This window comes from Dietzia timorensis (genome assembly GCF_001659785.1).
In the GTDB taxonomy this organism is placed as follows: domain Bacteria; phylum Actinomycetota; class Actinomycetes; order Mycobacteriales; family Mycobacteriaceae; genus Dietzia; species Dietzia timorensis.
Genome location: NZ_CP015961.1, coordinates 2915350 through 2933316, shown reverse-complemented (window position 1 = coordinate 2933316; position 17967 = coordinate 2915350). Strand labels below are relative to the sequence as shown.

Genomic DNA, 17967 nt, shown 5'->3' with positions numbered 1-17967 from the left:
CTCGCCTCATTTGCTTCCAGCAGCAGGATTCCAGCGGAGGGCTGCCGTTCCATTGGCCCTGGTCCTCCTAGTTCTTTTGATCTACAGCTATTTTCCCTTTGTCGCCCAGGCTTTCGATGGAAAGAATCTGGGGCAATCGCTTTTTTCGGCCATCGTAATGACGACGTCGTTCCTCACTGGCGTGTTGTTCGTCTTCCGCTCAATGGCGCGGGAGCCGCGGAAGACCCCAGAGCTACGCCGAAATCTCGTTTTTGCCGTGCTGTTCGTAGCTGGGGTCTTTGTTCTTGCAGTCGCCATCGACTTTGCAGTGTGGGAAGACGATTTTGAGTCGTCCTTCACCGGCAAGGTCTATTTCTTCTTTCTGCTGGTGATTCTCGCTTCGTTGGCCGGGCTACGCTATGGCATCGCGGTGACGCTGGTGTCGGTGCTGGTCTTGACGCTGTTCACCGACGTAGGTGTCGCGTTGGGCATGGCGGCCAACGGGTTCGTCGGCGATATTCTCGTGGTGACTCTGCTCATGTGGATTCGATCCTTGATCACGGAAGTCGACGAGAACCGCCGGAAGATCGCGGAACTCCAGGTCGACGAAGAACGCGTACGATTTTCCCGCGATCTGCACGACATCGTAGGCCGCTCTTTCACGTCGATCGCTCTTCGCTCTGAACTCGCCCTTGAATCCGATGACGTCGCACGCCGCAATTATCTCGAGGAAATTGGCACCGAAGCCCGAAGCTCATTGCGCAAAACCCGCGCAATTGTGCAGGGCTACCGAAATATTTCTCTTGAGGCCGAGCTCGAAGACGCACTGATGGTTCTTCGTGCGCGCGGAATCCTCGCAGAGGTTGAGGACGAGGGCACCGTTGATCTGGACGAACGCTCGGCAGAGATGGCGGCTTGGGCCCTTCGCGAGGGGGCGACGAACATCATCAGACATGCCCCTCAAGCCACTGAATGCTCGATAATCTTCGTCGACAACCGAATGGTGATCAGCAACGACGGCGTCGGCGCGAAGGCGGGTGGCACTACGGGAGAGGGGACCGGAATCCTCGGCTTACGTGAGCGAGTCGCCTCGCTTGGCGGTGAGCTGTTGACTGAGATTAAGGGAGACCGATTTACGCTGACTTGCGAGATGACGGCTACGGCCGGGAGACGGTGAGAGCAACGGGGTTGAAGCCGGTTGGCTCCAAGCCGGCAATGATGTTCTCGGACAAGGAGATCCCGGGTTGCCCAGTCATCATTCCCCATGCCTTTGCCGCTGGTTCGAAGGAACGTCGTGGCACTCCTTCTGCTTGGAGAAATGTGGTGGCTCCGACGTCATCGATGGTTGCACCCAGACCGGTTCGATGAAGGCGTGCGAGTCGGATGCCAGCCAGTCCATGGCAGATTGTGGCATCAAGTTCCTCAAAATTCGCATCGCATGCACGGTGCGACAGCCCTCTAGCGGGCGTATCGAGTGCGAGGGCGATCTCGGCCTCCGCAATTTCGAGACCAGCACGCCCTGAGCACCACGTGGGATCGCCGTTCTGCGCGCAACGGATCCGAGAGAGGGCTTCGCGAAGGAGGGGCCGAAGTTCCGGACGGGCGCGTACTGATTCAAGGTTGGCGACACGGGCGAGCGCCCATGCTCGTCCTGTCCAGCCGTGCGCGACGCCGGGTACGGTCACAGGCGATTCTGGTGGCATCGATGCAAATTCGGGTTCCCACTGGCCTGACTCGTACTCCGCGACGACTTCGCTAAAGAGTCGTCCGGCAAGCTCGTTGAGTGAGGCTATAACCGGCCCTGGGAGGAGATGGGGAACATGTGCTGCCGACGACAGCATCGCTACTATCCCAGCACCGCCGGAAGCGAGGTCCCAGTTGGACAGATTCCGGTCGGGCAATCGTGCGAGGAAAACGCTGGCTAGATCGTCCCGCGCTTTAGCGAGTCGAATGTCTCCTGTTACTGCGAATAGTTCGTGTGAGAGCCACCAGGTGGAGACGTCTCCCGTGAAGGGGCCGGCATGCTCCTCGTTTTCGCCGTGAGATCGGCTGAGCATATCGCGCGCGTAGTCGACGAACGTGTCGATCATGCCCTGCGAGGCGGGGTACTTGGCCACGGAAAGAAGCGCCCCACCGCCGTGGTACATGCTCAGATCCGGACCGAACCAATCGGCGGATTCAGAGGATATGCGGTGCATGGCTATGCGCGGAACGCCCTGCTCGTCGCGGTGCGCGAGGCTGATGATTCCGTCCGGAGGCTCCTTAACCGAACGTGTAGAGCCTAGGTGTGCGTCGATGGTCTGCGCGAGTGCGTCGTCTGTGAGGTTTTCGGCTAGAGCGAGGCAGCGGTAGGCCCGCTCCCGGGCGGTCTCTACGAACTCGCGGCCCCCGGGAGAAAGGGAGCGCGCATCAGGGGTTACATGGAAAATCGGTATGTGCCCTCGGCTCAACATGGTGATCTCGCGGTTGAGCGCGGTTTCCCCGAGAAGATCCGCTCCAGGAAGGCTTAGGCAGAAGAGTCGAAACTCATCCGGAACGCGTAGGTGTTTCTCGTCGAGTCGGAGTTGTAGCAACGAGGCATATAGCGCTGTGGGGCGAACGATGCACCGAACCGGATCGGAGTAACCAGCGATGAGAGCGCGCATCTCGTTACCTCGCTCGCGGAGGAGGGCGAGCGCGGAGGTCGCTCCGTCGATTATGGCGGCTGCGTGGTTCCGATGGCTGTTATCGATAGTGGGAATAGTTTCTCTAGTGGGATGTCCCAACATTCCTGTGGCGCCTACAGAGTGAGCGAGTAGATCTGCGGCAATGCACGCGGGGCGAGCGAACTGCGGTTGTAGCACGGTCTCCGTGTCTACAACCACTGGGGAATCGCCGGTGCAGATTACGTTCTCTCGATGGAGGTCGACCGAGCCGAGGGCGCTCGCCGTCACTAGGATCGCACCAAGCCTTTGGTAGTAAGTTTCTCCCCGAGGGAGCTCGGACGAAGGTAGTCCCTCGTGCCAGCTGTACCCCTGACGCTGCAGAACCGCTGGTATTCGCGGTGAGTCGCTAAGTAGTGCGAGCGCGCTACCGAAAAGTGCGTCGGTCGAGATTGACCGGGGCTTATGCACGATCGAACCGCCTTCAGTGTGGAACGCGACCACAGGTGCCTTTGCGCCGTGGTCGTCTCCACCCAAAAGCTCGATTCTCGACAATCGGCCACCGATGAGGCTGTGTCGCCGCAACTCCGAACTGTCTCGTACAAAGCGGCATTTCGCTTCGCGGGCCCAAGCTATGGGCGACGACATAGCGGAGTGCAGAACTTCGGTTGCGGCGGGAAAATCGCCGAAATCGACCGCAGCGCAAGAAATATTGGCGGCGATCGTTTCGGCTGTGACTTCTGCGTGGCGGACAAACGAATCGAGGTCAACCCGTTCATCTACCCCGCGAAGCTCGCGGCGTAGCTCGTTGATCAATCGAATGGGTTGCAGTTTGCGGAGGGCACGACGGTGGGAACTGACCAACCACCGGCGTAGTTCGCGAGAGTCTGGGACGCGTAAGTGATGATCTCTGCTTCATTGGCGCGATGAAAAGACAAGGGTTACTCCTTTGTTCGGAATGTCGAAGTGAAGCGACGAGGACTCGTTGTGCCCGTCGATTCCGACGCTATGACAGCGAAAAGCGTGCTGAAACGCAGCGATATGTCAGTGCCATTCGTCACGACTCGCACGTCTGTGGGATGCCGGTGATCGCATGGGTGTGGATCCAGTACCTTCGCTCCGTTGTGTATTGGCTCTTTTCACTGAGTCGAATCACACGACCGTGTCCAGGGGAACGCGCTAGAGTGATCGCTTAGGTGCAGTTCAAGGTGGTAAACAGTGCGTAAATGATTAGGTAACTCAGGGAGTGCGCGTGGTGCGTGGTGTGGGAAGTTCTGCCGTCGAAGCCCTTGCGGACTCATTGAGAACCTGGTCGATTGCCCTCTCGGAGTCCGAGGTTCAAAGCGCGTCCATCGCAGTGTGCCGATCGCCGATCGAGTTGGACGATGCAGACCTCGCGGTGCGGGTGGTGTCGGATCTCGGTCCCCAAGTAGTCATCGACGCCGTGCACAATGGGGTTCTCTGGGAGTCGTTCGCGGCGACGGTGGCCGCGCACGTCGAGGTCGGATCTGGCGCCGAGCTGAGTGCCGATGCCCGCGGTCAGATACGTGCGCTGTTCCTTTCTTGTGGGTTCGCCTCCGCTCGTGAGCTTCGAATCGTCGGTGGAGCGACGGACGATGCATGGAGCGAGCTCGAGGCGGCCGGGTTGGTCACGCCCTCACGGTTCGATACTGTAGGCCCGCCTCGGGGGCTCTGGCTGAGTTTGACCTGGTCAGGCTGCGCATATGCCTATCGTGAGTGGCAGAAGTGGGCGGAAGACGATTTCGGGAAGACTGAGATTGCAGAGCTCGAGCGCGTGATGGATCGTTTTGTCCTCCAGCTCGTGAGGGATTTCCCAACTTCGGCGATCCTGACGCACCGGCGCTCGGTTCTCGTGTCGATCAGGAGGAGTCTTGAGCGCAAGGATTTAATTGCGGTTGCCGATCTCGCACGTGCAGCGGCACCGTCGTTTGCCGCCGTCGGACTTCACAGAAGTCTGCTGCGCGCGCTGTCGAATTGTTCGTCCGGCTTCACGGGGAGCCCGCAACGGGACGTTGTCATGTGTGCGCTTGCCGAGCTTTGGTACGCCGAAGGAGACCTCGAGAAGGCAGTGCGAATAATTCGGGCTCCGCGAGGTGCAGACTCGTCTGATACATCCCCGTTGTGGCGGGCGCTCGAATGGAAAACGGAGATGGCGGCGAAGATTTGGTCCGAACGCGTCGACACAAACTCGGTGGCGGAAAAGCTACACGTGTCCATTGTGGCGGGAATGGACGTCGCGACCGTCATGGATGCGGGGCTGGATTTGGCCAGCCGCCTTCTGCACGATAGGAACCACCGCGCAGTTGAACAAATACTCGGGGAACTGGGCGGATTGATCGCCATCTCAGGAAACGAGATCCTGATCGCGCGATTTGAGATAGCCCACGCGCTTGCCGACGCAAGGAATGGGGACGAGGCATCGGCGCGTAGGCGACTCGCAGCGGCTAGGGAAACGGCAGGGCGCCTGGGTGAGGTCGCCGTCGTCCATAGCCTTTCAACTGCGATCTCAGGACGTCCAGGCGAGGTTGACTCGACGCTGGTGGGTGACCTCCTTTCGTCATTGGCGGCGGATCCCGCAGTAGCGGTCGATGAGGCTGCGGTACACGCGGCATTCACAGCCGTTCGGGGAATTCCACTGACGCGGTGCGAGGGCGCCCGCTCCCCGGCACATGCGATGTTGGTTCGATTGGTTGGTCCGGTTGCGAGCTTGGAGTCCCCAGAATCACAGGCAGGAGGCGAAGATCTCACGGCGAGAGAAAGCGATGTCGCGCGACTAGTCGCCAAGGGGAAGTCGAACGGAGAAATTGCCTCAGAACTTGGGATTTCCAAATGGACTGTCGTGAGCCACTTACGGAACATCATGCGTAAGTGGGGATGCGATTCTCGAGTCAGTGTGGCCGTGCTCGCCAATGCGGCGGCCGAGCGACATGGCGCGTAATGACTTCGAACAACGGTGCCACCGGTATGCGGATTCAGGCTCGTCAGATGTCCAAATGATCGAGGGTCGGTGTGCTCTTCCCGCTCGTGTCGGCATTCCACCGCATTTGCCTAAAGTGCTCTAGAAATCGCCGAGCCCGACGTCATGGTTGGCAGGTAGGACCTCGAGATGAGCCCGCGGCGATTCGGCAAGGAATGCGTCGAGCGTCGTCTCCGTAACCAATGTGTTGCTCACCCAGTTGCGATTTGCAAGCTCTTGCGTGATCCGGAACGACGTAGGTGAAGGCATGTCTTCGGAGCGCACCCGGTTCCGGATTTGCTGGAGCCTTGCATATAACTCCAGTGCAGCCGACACGCTTGCCGAATCCATCTGGTGGTTCCTGCGCTACGCCACCGAATGGGAGGTCACGAGCACGCCCGTGCGCGGACGAGTTGAAAGGAAGGGGCGATTTCACACTGGAGGGTTAGCGGGAATCGCCTAGGAAGTAGGGCGACAGCGACGAGCGATGGGCGTTGATCTTGAGGTCGACGCTGACCGGAGGGAATGCGCGTTGCGGGCAATTGGTGCGTTCGCACAACCGGCAGCCGATGCCGATTGGCGTGGCCGCGTCCTCGTCCTCGAGGTCGAGCCCCTGTGCGTAGACCGTGCGGTGCGCGTGTCGCGCTTCGCAACCCAGCCCGATGGCGAAGGTCTTGCGCGCTTGTCCGAAACGGACGCTGCGAGTTGAGACCGTGCGAGAAATCCAGAGGTAGCGCCGGCCATCCGGCATCTCCGCAACCTGTCGATTGATTTCACCGGGGGAGGAGAACGACTCGTATACGTTCCACAGCGGGCACGTGCCGCCGGACGTGGCGAAATGGAACCCCGAGGCAGATTGCCGCTTCGACATATTCCCGGCGCGATCGACGCGGACGAACGAGAAGGGAACGCCAGGCGAGCCCGGTCGTTGGAGAGTGGATAAGCGGTGGCACACCGATTCGTAGCCTGTGCCATAGAAGGCGGCGAGTCGCTCTATGTCGTAGCGAAAGTCCTCGGCGGATTCGAGAAAGCGGCCGTAGGGCATCAGTACCGCCGCGGCGAAGTAGTTTGCGAGGCCGCGTAGGGCGAGGTTTCTGGCTGCGGGGGAGGAGAACGATGCTTCGTCGACGAGCTGATTGAGAAGCTCCCGGTGTTCAAGGAATGCTAGTTCGGTCGCGATGCGGAACGACTGCTGTCCTCGGTTGAGCTGGGCGGAAAGCTCGAGTCTGCGAGTCCGCGGATCGAATTCGTGCCACACGCCGTCCGGGAGGTCGACGCGTCGGACGACGCGAACGTCGTGCTCGGTTTCGATTCGGCGACCGATCACGGTGCGGGTGTCGCCGCGGTTCATCCGGATACGCGTGCTCAGGTCCTCGGCGGCGACGTCGAGCGAGCCGATGTAGTTCTGTCGCTGGGCGAAGTAATCGCGCACCTCTTCGTGGGGCATAGCGGTTGAGGCGAGCTGGCTCGTGCGTGAATTCTGCGAAGCGCGTAAGTCCGATTCGGCAACGGACCCCGGTTTGGGTAGCGCGTTTCGTGTCTCCGCCACGATCGACAGCAGCTGCCGCGTGTTGCCCAGCTGTTGGTACAGCGAGAGAAAAGCCTTCGCCATGTTGGGGTTCTCGCGGACCATCTCGACGATTTCGGAGGTCGGAACGCCCTCGCTCTGGCCGGTCTCGGTGAGCGCGTCGGTGAGCTGTGCGATCAGACGGGTGTCCGCATCCGACGACATCGTCGCCAGGTCGACCCCGTACTTCTCGGCGATCAACGTAAGCACGCGCGACGACAGCGACCGCACGTTGTTCTCGAGTTGGTTCAGATAACTCGAGGAGATGCCCAATTGCGCGGCAAACGCCGCTTGGGTGAGACCTTGATCTTGGCGAAGCGCCCGGAGGCTCGCGCCGGCAAAGGACTTGGGCATGAACCCGACGATAGTGCGGCACAACGCGATTCGGAAACGCCCGACTGCCACTCGCAACCTCACCTGAGGGGAACGACAAAAATTCGCAAACTTTGCAAAGTTGGCTCAAATCCTCGCGACATTCACAATAAAGGCTGGTAGACGCCTCCGGATAAATATGGCAAGCTCTGCTGTACGCCGCAAAGCCATTGGCAAAAATGCGAAGCAGCTGGGCCTGGTGAGGTCCACGCCAACGCTTCGACACGATTGCCGAGGTTGCGGGAGATGCACCGGAACGGCGCATCGTATTACTCAAGTAATTGGGACAACGGAAAGCGAGACTTACGAATGTCTAACGTCGGTCAGGCACGTACCGCGCAGGAGATCCAGAAGGACTGGGACGAGAACCCCCGCTGGAAGGGCATCACGCGCAACTACACCGCTGAGCAGGTTGCCGAGCTCCAGGGCACCGTCGTCGAGGAGCACACTCTCGCTCGCCGTGGCGCGGAGATCCTCTGGGACAAGGTCAACAACAAGGACTTCGTGAACTCCCTCGGTGCCCTCACCGGCAACCAGGCCGTTCAGCAGATCCGTGCAGGCCTCGAGGCCGTTTACCTCTCCGGCTGGCAGGTTGCCGGCGACGCCAACCTCTCGGGCCACACCTACCCGGACCAGTCGCTGTACCCGGCCAACTCGGTGCCGAACGTCGTTCGCCGTATCAACAACGCGCTTCTCCGCGCCGACGAGATCTCCCGCGTCGAGGGTGACACCTCCGTGGAGAACTGGCTCGCCCCGATCGTTGCCGACGCCGAGGCCGGCTTCGGTGGCGCGCTCAACGCCTACGAGCTCCAGAAGGCCATGATCGCCGCGGGCGCCGCCGGCGTCCACTGGGAGGACCAGCTCGCTTCCGAGAAGAAGTGTGGCCACCTCGGCGGCAAGGTGCTCATCCCGACCCAGCAGCACATCCGCACGCTGACCTCGGCTCGCCTCGCTTCCGACGTTGCCAACGTCCCGTCGGTCATCATCGCCCGTACGGACGCCGAGGCCGCTACCCTCATCACCTCCGATGTGGACGAGCGTGACCAGGAGTTCATCACCGGCGAGCGCACCGCCGAGGGCTTCTACAACGTCAAGAACGGCATCGAGCCCTGCATCGCCCGTGCGAAGGCCTACGCTCCGTACGCCGACCTCATCTGGATGGAGACCGGCACCCCGGATCTCGAGTACGCCAAGAAGTTCGCTGAGGGCGTCAAGGCCGAGTTCCCGGACCAGCTGCTCGCCTACAACTGCTCCCCGTCCTTCAACTGGAAGGCGAACCTCGACGACGAGACCATCGCCAAGTTCCAGAAGGAGCTCGGCGCGATGGGCTTCAAGTTCCAGTTCATCACCCTCGCCGGCTTCCACTCGCTCAACTACGGCATGTTCGACCTGGCCTACGGCTACGCCCGCAACCAGATGACCTCGTTCGTCGAGCTGCAGCAGCGCGAGTTCAAGGCCGCCGAGGAGCGTGGCTTCACCGCCGTCAAGCACCAGCGCGAGGTTGGCGCCGGCTACTTCGACCGCATCGCCACCACCGTCGACCCGGAGAGCTCCACCACCGCTCTCAAGGGCTCCACCGAAGAGGGCCAGTTCCACTAGGAACGACCCCAGGCTGGACAGCCCTTAGCTAGATATAGGTACCGGGGCCGCACTACTTTCGCGACATTGCGTCGTTCGTATCGAGTGCGGCCCCGAGTGCTACCGGGGCCGGCATGTGTCCCGGCTCACGCGCAAACCCAAATCGCCAGCACAATCCCTTTCGTCCTAGGAGCTGAATCCTTCCCATGACTGAGAACACCGCCGCGCAGAACGCGGACAATGCTGCAGATCGTGCCGCAGACACGGCAAACAAAATCACGCGCGTCGGTGTCATCGGCGCAGGTCAGATGGGCGCCGGCATTGCCGAGGTGTGCGCCCGCGCCCAGGTCGACGTCCTCGTGTGGGAGAAGACCCGCGAGGCCACCGCCGCAGGCCGTGCGCGCATCCTCAAGTCGCTCGACCGTGGCGTGTCCAGCGGAAAGATCACCGAGCGCGAGCGCGAGCAGGCCGCCCTGCGCCTCCGCTTCACCACGGAGATCGCGGACTTCGCCGACCGCCAGCTCGTCACCGAGGCCGTCGTCGAGGACGAGGCTGTGAAGGTCGAGCTCTTCCGTGAGCTCGACGAGGTCGTCACCGACCCGAACGCCGTGCTCGCCTCGAACACCTCCTCCATCCCGATCATGAAGCTCGGCATGGTCACCCAGAACCCGCAGCGCGTGATCGGCCTCCACTTCTTCAACCCGGTGCCGGTGCTCCCGCTCGTCGAGCTCATCACCACGCTCGAGACCTCCTCGGCGGTCACCGAGCGCGCCGAGAAGTTCGCCGCCGAGATCCTCGGCAAGCAGGTCGTGCGCTCCGCCGACCGCTCCGGCTTCGTAGTCAACGCGCTGCTCGTTCCATACCTGCTCAGCGCCATCCGCATGGCCGAGTCCGGCTTCGCCACGGTCGAGGACATCGACCAGGCGATGGTGCTCGGCTGCGCCCACCCGATGGGCCCGCTCACCCTCACCGACCTCGTGGGGCTCGACACCGTCAAGGCCATCGCCGACTCGATGTACGGCGAGTTCAAGGAGCCGATGTACTCGCCGCCGCCGATGCTGCTGCGCATGGTCGAGGCCGGACGCATCGGCAAGAAGGCCGGCCACGGCTTCTACCGGTACGACACCGACGGGCGCGTCACCAAGGCCGGCGCATAAGGCGCCTGCCGCCACCCGTACAAACATTCACGTATGACGGCGGAGTCGGTGAAGTCTCCCCGCCTCCGCCGTCATAGGTGATCGAATCGAAACCACAAGCGGTACGTTCGTCGAAAAGTAAAGGGTAAAGAATATGCCGGGGCACTCTGATTCCATCGCGCACCTCGATCGCACCCGTGCTTCCAGCGTCCTGGGTTATCCGAGGATCGGGCCACATCGCGAGCTCAAGCGCGCGCTCGAGAGCTACTGGCACGGCGATTCGCCGGCCGCCGAGTTGCTCGCGACGGGACGCCAGATCCAGGAGTCCACGTGGCTCGAGCTCAAGGCGATGGGGCTGACCCAGATTCCGGGCAAGACCTTCTCGTTCTACGACCACATCCTCGACGACGCGCTGCTGTTCGGCGCCGTCCCGCACCGGTTCAAGCCGCTGCAGGAGGAACTCGACCCGCTCGATTTCTACTTCGCGATCGCTCGCGGCAAGCCCGAGTACCCGCCGCTGGAACTCGCGAAGCTGCAGGGGACGACGTACCACTACCGCCAGCCGGAGTTCGAAGACACCTCGCACTTCGAGCTCGACGCGCAGTCGGTGCTCGACGAGATCGACCGCGCCCACGCGCTCGGTATCGAGGTGCGTCCGGTGATCACGGGGCCGCTGTCGCTTCTGCTGCTGGGCAAATCGGCGGAGACGGCCGCGAACAACTTCAAGCCGATCATCCTGCTCGACCGGCTGCTCACCGAGTACGTCAAGCTGCTCGAGGCTCTCGCCAAGCGCGGCGTGGTGTGCGTGCAGTTCGACGAGCCTGCGATGACGATGGAGCGCACGGACTTCGAGATCAAGCGCTTCCGCGAGGCCTACCAGATGCTCGCCGATTCGGCGCTGCGCCCGCGCATCCTCGTCACCGGGCCGTACGGGGATTTCGGCGACGCGCTCGAGGCGATCGCCGCGACGAACGTGGAGGCCGTCGCGCTGGACCTCGTGCACGGGCGCCACGATGTCGAGGAGCTCGCGGCGGTTCCCGGCCTGCGCCGCAAGCGCATCTACGCCGGCGTCATCGACGGGCAGAACATCTGGCGCAACGATAAATTCGCCACGCTCGACTACCTGAAGAAGCTGCGCGAGAAGTTCCCGGACCTCGTGGTCTCGACCTCGTCGACACTGCTGCATGTGCCGCTCGACGTGCTCACGGAGACCGATCTGGACCCGGCTCTCGACGACACGCTCGCGTTCGCGAAGCAGAAGGTGGCCGAGGTCGTCTCGCTGGCGAACGCGCTCGAGGACGGGCCGACGAAGCGGTGGCGCCCGCTGCCGGAGCGCGAGGGCGCGTTCCGCGAGGATGTCCGCAAGGTCGTCGAGGCCGCGCGCGCCGCACGTTCGGAGCGCATGCCGTACGCCGAGCGCAGCGTGCTGCAGGCCGAGCGCCTGCAGCTGCCGGTGCTGCCGACGTCGACGCTCGGCTCATTCCCGCAGACCCCGCAGATCCAGCGCGCGCGTAAGGATCTCGGCGAGGGGCGAGTCAACTACGAGGAGTACTCGCAGTACCTGCGCGAGGAGATCGAGAAGGTCATCCGCCTGCAGGAGGACATCGGGCTCGACGTGCTCGTGCACGGCGAGGTCGAGCGAAACGACATGGTGCAGTACTTCGCCGAGCTGATGGAGGGCTTCGCCGTCACCCAGAACGGTTGGGTCCAGTCGTACGGCTCGCGCTGCGTGCGCCCGCCGATTCTGCACGGCGACGTCAAGCGCCCGCGGCCGATGACACTCGAGTGGAACGCGTATGCGCAGACGCTCACCGAGAAGCCGGTGCGCGCGACGCTCACGGGTCCGGTGACGATGCTCGCCCGTTCGTTCTGGCGCGAGGACCTCGCGCCGGAGGAGGTCGCCTACCAGGTGGCGTACGCGGTGCGCGAGGAGATCGCGGACCTCGAAGCAGAGGGCATGGCGATCGTGCAGGTCGACGAGCCATCGATCCGCGAGCTACTGCCGCGCCGCGGCGCCGACCGCGCGCAGTACCTCGATTGGGCCGTGGACACGTTCCGTTTCGCTACCGAGGCGGCCAAGCCAGACACGCAGATCCACACGCACATGTCGTACTCGTCGCTGCAGGTCATGACCGAGGCGATCGAGGGACTCGACGCGGACGTCACGTGCATCGTCGCGACGCGCTCGATCGACTGGGTGCTCGAGGCGCTCGACGACCACACCCTCACGCGCCAGGTCGCGCCGGGCGTGTACGAGTCGCGCTCGGCCTTCGTGCCGGACATCGATCTCCTGCATCGTCGACTGCGTAAGGCCGTCGATACCCTCGGAATCGAGCGGGTGTGGGCGGTTCCTGACGGCGGGCTCAAGACGCGCCACATGTGGCAGCTGGAACCGGCGCTTCGCAACATGGTCGCCGCGGCGCACCGCCTGCGCCGGGCGGCCGCGAAGGACGCGCAGGGGTGATTGTGTGCTCGGGGCCGTCGGCCGTCTAAGATAATGCTGAACAAGGTTACGTAAAGGGGTCCGAGAATGGAACACGCCGCAGAGCTCGAGCACCGCGGTCCGCAGATCGAGAAGGCGTACTACCCGGAGTACTTCGACGAAGAGCCGAAGACGTACCCGCTGTACAGCTGGGAGGTCCTCCTCGGCAGCGCCGTCATGCTCGCAGGCATGGGCGCGCTTGGGTTCCCCATCACCGCCGCCGCGTACATGAACGAGAACGGCGATGTGTCGATGGGCGTGGTCATCGGCACCATCGTCTTCTTCCTTGTCGTCGAGATCGTCGGGTTGCTCATGGTGGTCGCGGGCTTCAAGCGTCACACGCGCGAGGACGATCATCGTCTGCGCGATAACCACCACGTGGCGTCTGCCTAGGTGGCTCGAACCGGTCTCGCTGCGCCCACCGCGGCGGACATCACCAACGCGCGTGCGCTCCGGCGCATGAAAATCGTGGCGACAAGCTTTCTGCTTGTCGCCGCGATTTGCTATGTGCTCTCGCAGATCGCGTTGTCCCGGGATGCCGGCGCGTGGGCCGGTTACCTGCGCGCCGCCTCGGAGGCCGGAATGGTCGGCGGTCTGGCGGACTGGTTCGCGGTGACGGCGCTGTTCCGTCACCCCCTCGGTATCCCGATTCCCCACACCGCCCTGATCCCGCGGCGCAAGGACCAGCTCGGCGAATCGCTCGGCGGGTTCGTGGGGGACAATTTCCTCGACCCGGAGCTCGTGGGGGAGAAGGTCGCGAGCGCGCACATTCCGGAGCGCGCCGGGCAGTGGCTGCTGGAGCCGGAGAACCGGCGGCGCGCCTCCGGACAGGCGGCGAAGGCGATTCGCGCTGCGCTCGAGGTGCTCCGCGACGAGGACGCAGTCGGTCTCATCGAGCGGACTCTCGTGGCGCGGATCTCCGAGCCCGAATGGGGGCCGCCGCTGGGCAAGGTGCTCGGCGAGATGGTCGCCGAGGGCAGGCAGGAGCCGGTCGTTCAGCTGCTCGCCGACCGCACGCTCGAGTGGGTCGAGCGCAATCCGGAGACCATCGAGTATTGGGTCACCGAGAAGGCGCCGACATGGGCACCGCAGCTGGTCAACGAGCTCGTCGCTGAACGCGCCTATTCCGAGGTGCTGCAGTGGGCTCGGGCGATCAAGGAAGATCCGCACCACAGCGTGCGGGTCGCGCTCACCAACTTCCTCACACAGCTGTCGCGGGATCTGCAATACGATCCGGACACCATCTCTCGGCTCGAGGGGTTCAAGGCCGATCTGCTGTCGCGGCCCGCGACCCGTGAGGCCATCGCCTCGGCCTGGGTGTCGGCGAAGAACGCATTCATCTCCGCGACCGAGGACTCGAGCTCCGAGCTGCGCGGCAAGCTCGACGAGCTCGCCGAGCGGCTCGCGGACAACCTGGTCTCTGACTCGAAGATGCGTGCGTCCGTGGACGACTACCTCGTGCGCACCGCGTCGTTCGTCGCATCGAATTACGCGGGCGAGATCACCTCGATCATCTCCGAGACCGTCGAGCGTTGGGACGCGCACGAGGCGAGTCGCAAGATCGAGCTCCTCGCGGGCAAGGATCTCCAGTTCATCCGCATCAACGGCACGGTCGTGGGCGCGCTCGCCGGCATCGTGATCCACGTGTTTACCGAGTTGATCTTCTAGAGAGAATCGCTGCGTAGTCTACAAAAATAGAGCCTCCGCCGTCATCGGTTGGGGGCTTTATTTGTGGGATGGGTCACCATTGCTAGCAAAGTGCTTGCAATTGCTAGCAAGGGCCTTTAGTTTGGGAATCGCAGGTCCGAAGAGTCCGGGGCTGGGAATCGACAGATTCGCCCCGAACCGAATCAGGGAAAGGCGGTGTCGACCGTGGTAACTTCACGCAAGGCTTCCGCCAAGCCCGCCAGCAAGCAGTCGGGCAAGCCTTCCGCTCCCGCCACTGCGTCGAAGGAAGTCGCCGTCGCGGGGGATGAAGATGCCTCGGCGATCGAGCGGATGGTCGGCCACGCCGCCCAGGACATCGGCTCGTTCATCCGCGCCCAGCGCGAATCGGCGGAGGTGTCGCTGCGCCAGCTCGCCGAGCGCACCGGGGTATCGAATCCGTACTTGAGTCAGATCGAGCGTGGTCTGCGTAAACCTTCGGCAGAGGTGCTCGCACAGATCGCCAATGGTCTCCGGGTCTCCGCGGAGGTGCTGTACATGCGTGCGGGAATCCTCGAGGAGCGTACGGGAGGTTCGACCCGCGACGCGCTCGTCATGGCGATGGAGCTCACCGAGAAGCAGCGGTCCGCGCTGCTCGAGGTGTACGACGCGTTCACGTCCGCGAACGGTGCGAACGCGGCGCCCGAGGAGCCGAAGCCGGAGGGCGCGAAGAAGCCGACCGCGAGCACCGCCAAGGTGCCGCCGCCGAGCGGCAACTAGATCTCGGACCACGACAAACTTTTCCGCATATCCCCACGAATCGTTCTCAACCACAAAGGAGCAATAATGGCTACGAAGAAGACCGCTTCGAAGAAAGCGTCCACCGCCAAGTCCAAGAAGGCCGACAAGGCTTTCGAGGGCCCGCTGGGCCAGGCGCTCGGCGTCGTCCGCACGCCGGTTTACGCATACATCGGCGCCAACGACCTCGCGATCGAGGCCGCTACCGGCATCGTGAGCGACCTGCGTCGCCGCGCCTCCGAGACCGCCGCCGAGCTGCAGGAGAAGGCCGCTAACTTCCAGGGCCGCGCGGCCGAGGTTCCGGACCGCGTGCAGGCCGTCCCGGCCGATGTTCAGGCGCTTCTCGACAAGTACAACCCGGAGGAGCTCCGCAAGGTTGCCGAGGCCTACGTCCAGGTTGCCGCCGGGATCTACTCCGGTCTCGCCACCCGCGGCGAGGACGTCGTGACCCGCCTGCGCAAGGAGAACCCGCAGCTTGACGCCGGACTGAACCGTGCCGGCGAGGCGGTCTCCAGCGCCGACGAGCGCATCAACGAGGGCATCGAGGCCGGCGAGGAGACCCTCGGCACGGTCTCGCGCCAGACCCGTTCGCTCGGTGTCCGCGGCGCCAACAAGGTCTCGAAGGCTGCGCACGAGGCTGCCGATGAGGTCAGCGATGCCGCATTCGAGGCTTCGGACAACATCCAGTCCGTCGCCGCCAAGGCAGAGTCGAAGACCTCGACCGCCGCGAAGAAGGCTCCGGCCAAGAAGGCGCCCGCGAAGAAGGCACCGGCCAAGAAGGCACCGGCGAAGAAGGCTGCCTCGACCGCCACGAAGTCGACGGCCACGAAGTCGACCGCTTCCAAGTCGACCACCGCCGCGAAGAAGGCTCCGGCAAAAAAGTCGGCAGCCCCGAAGACGAACAACTAAGTCTTTTCTCCGGTCTCGGCGAATAGCCGGGGCGAAGGGGCCAACAGGGGCCAAGCCCAGAACCAGAACACAGCACTGCACCGAGCGGCGCGTACTCCGAGGAGGGGTACGCGCCGCTCGCGTGTGTCCGTTAGACTACGTCGTGTGAATGAGCTGCTTTCTGGCGGAATGAACACCTTTATGTTGATCGCCCAGGTCGCCTTCGTGATCTGGGCTCTCGTCGGCGCTGTGCTGTGTGCGCGCGCGAGCGCCGGGGCATTCGTGGCCGAGGGCAAGTGGAACAAGTGGGGCTGGTTCGCGGTGTGTGCCGCGGCTGCGGTCATCTTCGTGGTCATCGGTCCGTTCTCGCTCTTCGGCATTGTCGGCATCGTGGCCGTCGGCGTGTTCTTCGCCGACGTGCGACCGTCGGTGGCGAGCACCGGAAGGTAGCGGCTGGAAAACCTATGCCCCGGGACGCCGCGCCGCGCGAGCTGCGGATCGAGGAGCTCGCGGAGCTCGCGCAGACGAGCGTGCGCAATATCCGGGTGTATCAGGAAAAGGGGCTCATCCGGCCGCCGGTCAGACGCGGCCGCACCGCGTGGTACAGCCCGGAACATCTCTCTCGGCTGCGTCGCATCACCGCTCTGCTCGAGCGTGGGTACACCTTCGCCACCATGGAGGAACTTTTCACCGCAGAAAGCCTCGGGCTCACGGTCTCGGAAATGATCGAGGCCGGCTCGGCAGAGGACATGCGGCGGCTTCCGGGCGCCCGCAGGGCCATTCCGATCGACGAGCTCGGCCGCGCGTTCGGCCTCGAGCTCGATCCCGAGTTCCTGCGGCTCGCCCAAGGCTGTGGGCTCCTCAGCTTTGATGAGTCGCGAGGGGTCGTCGACATCGACGTCGCCTCGGTGCGGATGCTCTCGGTGCTCGCAGAACTCGGGTTCGACATCGGCGATCTGGGCTCGCTGCTGGAACGCACGCAGGACATGGCACGGGAGGCGGTTGTGGCATCGGGGGAGCTCCTCGACCGCGTGATCGAGGCGCGCGCCGATTCCCCGCCGTACGCTCGCACACGCGAGGACATGGAGGTCATCGCGGTCATCGGTTCGAAGCTGCTGCGCCGGATGTGCGTCCATCTGGTCTCCGAGATGCTCGACGCGCGCCTGCACGAGTAAATTTGGAGCCCATGACGTCGAACATGCCGATCTCCCGAGCCGAACTCGCCGACAGGATCGATCACACTTTGCTGCGTCCCGAGGCCACCCGAGAGGATGTGGCCGCGCACGTCGCCGAGGCAACGGAACTCGGCGTGCGGACGGTGTGCATTTCGCCGTCGATGCTTCCCGTGCGCGCGGGCTCGATGCCCGTGGGGACCGTGATCGGGTTCCCTTCGGGCAAGCACCATTCGCTCATCAAGGCGATGGAGGCGCGCATTGCCGTGGACATGGGCGCCACCGAGCTCGACATGGTGCTCGATTACAGCGCGATCATCGCCGGCCGACCGGAGGAGATCCTCGGTGAGCTGAGCCCGGTGCGCGACGCCGCCCCGCATCCCGTGGTGCTCAAGGTGATCCTGGAGACTGCGGCCATCTATGCGGCGTTCGGACCCGAGCGTGTCGACGAGGCCGATGCGGCGATCGCGAATGCCTGCGAGCTCGCCGCGAAGGGCGGGGCGAACGTGGTGAAGACGTCGACGGGATTCCACCCGGCCGGCGGCGCGAGCACGCACGCCGTGCGCGTGATGGCGCGCGCGGTGGACCCGCTGGGTTCGGTGTTGGTGAAGGCCTCGGGTGGCATCTCCACGGCCGCGCGGGCCGTGGAGATGCTCGAAGCGGGCGCGACGCTCATCGGGACGAGCCGCTCGGCGCAGATGTTGGCCGAACTGGGGTAACTGGCCGAGCTGC

General features: G+C 63.7%; 15 protein-coding genes. 13 read left to right on the top strand and 2 right to left on the bottom strand.

Translation table 11 applies throughout. The annotated features are described in order from the left end of the window. Positions 1-76 precede the first annotated feature (76 nt). Complete coding sequence (locus tag BJL86_RS13610) at positions 77-1156, top strand: sensor histidine kinase (RefSeq protein ID WP_156515269.1); 1080 nt, start codon at positions 77-79, stop codon at positions 1154-1156. Here the strand turns inward: BJL86_RS13610 and BJL86_RS13605 are convergent. Further along, positions 1137-3257, bottom strand: a complete 2121-nt coding sequence (locus BJL86_RS13605) for a DUF4135 domain-containing protein (RefSeq protein ID WP_414836063.1) — start codon at positions 3255-3257, stop codon at positions 1137-1139. The genes BJL86_RS13610 and BJL86_RS13605 overlap by 20 nt on opposite strands. On the opposite strand from BJL86_RS13605, the gene BJL86_RS17640 reads away from it, so the two are divergent. Further along, positions 3141-3425 carry a hypothetical protein gene (locus BJL86_RS17640; protein WP_067473553.1) on the top strand — a complete coding sequence of 95 codons (285 nt, stop codon included), beginning with the start codon at positions 3141-3143 and terminating at the stop codon, positions 3423-3425. The genes BJL86_RS13605 and BJL86_RS17640 overlap by 117 nt on opposite strands. Positions 3426-3873: 448 nt before the next feature. After that, positions 3874-5580 carry a helix-turn-helix transcriptional regulator gene (locus BJL86_RS13600; RefSeq protein ID WP_067473555.1) on the top strand — a complete coding sequence of 569 codons (1707 nt, stop codon included), beginning with the start codon at positions 3874-3876 and terminating at the stop codon, positions 5578-5580. A gap of 463 nt (positions 5581-6043) precedes the next feature. Here BJL86_RS13600 and BJL86_RS13595 read toward each other — a convergent pair whose 3' ends face one another. Beyond that, positions 6044-7519: a short-chain fatty acyl-CoA regulator family protein gene (locus BJL86_RS13595; protein WP_067473592.1), complete on the bottom strand. Its 1476-nt coding sequence runs from the start codon at positions 7517-7519 to the stop codon at positions 6044-6046. A 327-nt stretch (positions 7520-7846) separates the two neighbouring features. On the opposite strand from BJL86_RS13595, the gene aceA reads away from it, so the two are divergent. From aceA to deoC, 10 genes are all read left to right on the top strand, one after another. Next, entirely contained in the window at positions 7847-9136 is a 1290-nt protein-coding gene (gene aceA / locus BJL86_RS13590) for an isocitrate lyase (protein WP_067473559.1), read from the top strand. Between the two features lie 185 nt (positions 9137-9321). Continuing rightward, positions 9322-10272, top strand: coding sequence for a 3-hydroxybutyryl-CoA dehydrogenase (locus tag BJL86_RS13585; protein WP_067473561.1), 951 nt, complete (start codon positions 9322-9324; stop codon positions 10270-10272). 133 nt (positions 10273-10405) lie between these two features. Next, on the top strand, positions 10406-12715 hold the full coding sequence (metE, locus tag BJL86_RS13580; RefSeq protein ID WP_067473562.1) for a 5-methyltetrahydropteroyltriglutamate--homocysteine S-methyltransferase: 2310 nt from the start codon (positions 10406-10408) through the stop codon (positions 12713-12715). Between the two features lie 66 nt (positions 12716-12781). Next, a complete protein-coding gene (locus BJL86_RS13575) occupies positions 12782-13126 on the top strand; it encodes a hypothetical protein (RefSeq protein WP_067473566.1) in 345 nt (114 codons plus the stop codon). Continuing rightward, positions 13127-14401, top strand: a complete 1275-nt coding sequence (locus BJL86_RS13570) for a DUF445 domain-containing protein (protein ID WP_231887173.1) — start codon at positions 13127-13129, stop codon at positions 14399-14401. It begins immediately after the preceding gene. A gap of 204 nt (positions 14402-14605) precedes the next feature. Further along, positions 14606-15157: a helix-turn-helix domain-containing protein gene (locus tag BJL86_RS13565; RefSeq protein WP_067473596.1), complete on the top strand. Its 552-nt coding sequence runs from the start codon at positions 14606-14608 to the stop codon at positions 15155-15157. Positions 15158-15223: 66 nt separating this feature from the next. Further along, a complete protein-coding gene (locus tag BJL86_RS13560; RefSeq protein ID WP_156515271.1) occupies positions 15224-16084 on the top strand; it encodes a hypothetical protein in 861 nt (286 codons plus the stop codon). 144 nt (positions 16085-16228) lie between these two features. Further along, positions 16229-16513, top strand: coding sequence for a DUF2516 family protein (locus BJL86_RS13555; protein ID WP_231887174.1), 285 nt, complete (start codon positions 16229-16231; stop codon positions 16511-16513). Positions 16514-16527: 14 nt separating this feature from the next. Beyond that, positions 16528-17238 (top strand): MerR family transcriptional regulator, encoded by a 711-nt coding sequence (locus BJL86_RS13550; RefSeq protein ID WP_067473572.1) that lies wholly within the window; start codon positions 16528-16530, stop codon positions 17236-17238. Positions 17239-17249: 11 nt separating this feature from the next. Next, the gene (gene deoC / locus BJL86_RS13545; protein ID WP_067473574.1) at positions 17250-17954 is read left to right on the top strand and encodes a deoxyribose-phosphate aldolase; all 705 of its coding nucleotides are present in this window, start codon (positions 17250-17252) and stop codon (positions 17952-17954) included. Positions 17955-17967: the final 13 nt, after the last annotated feature.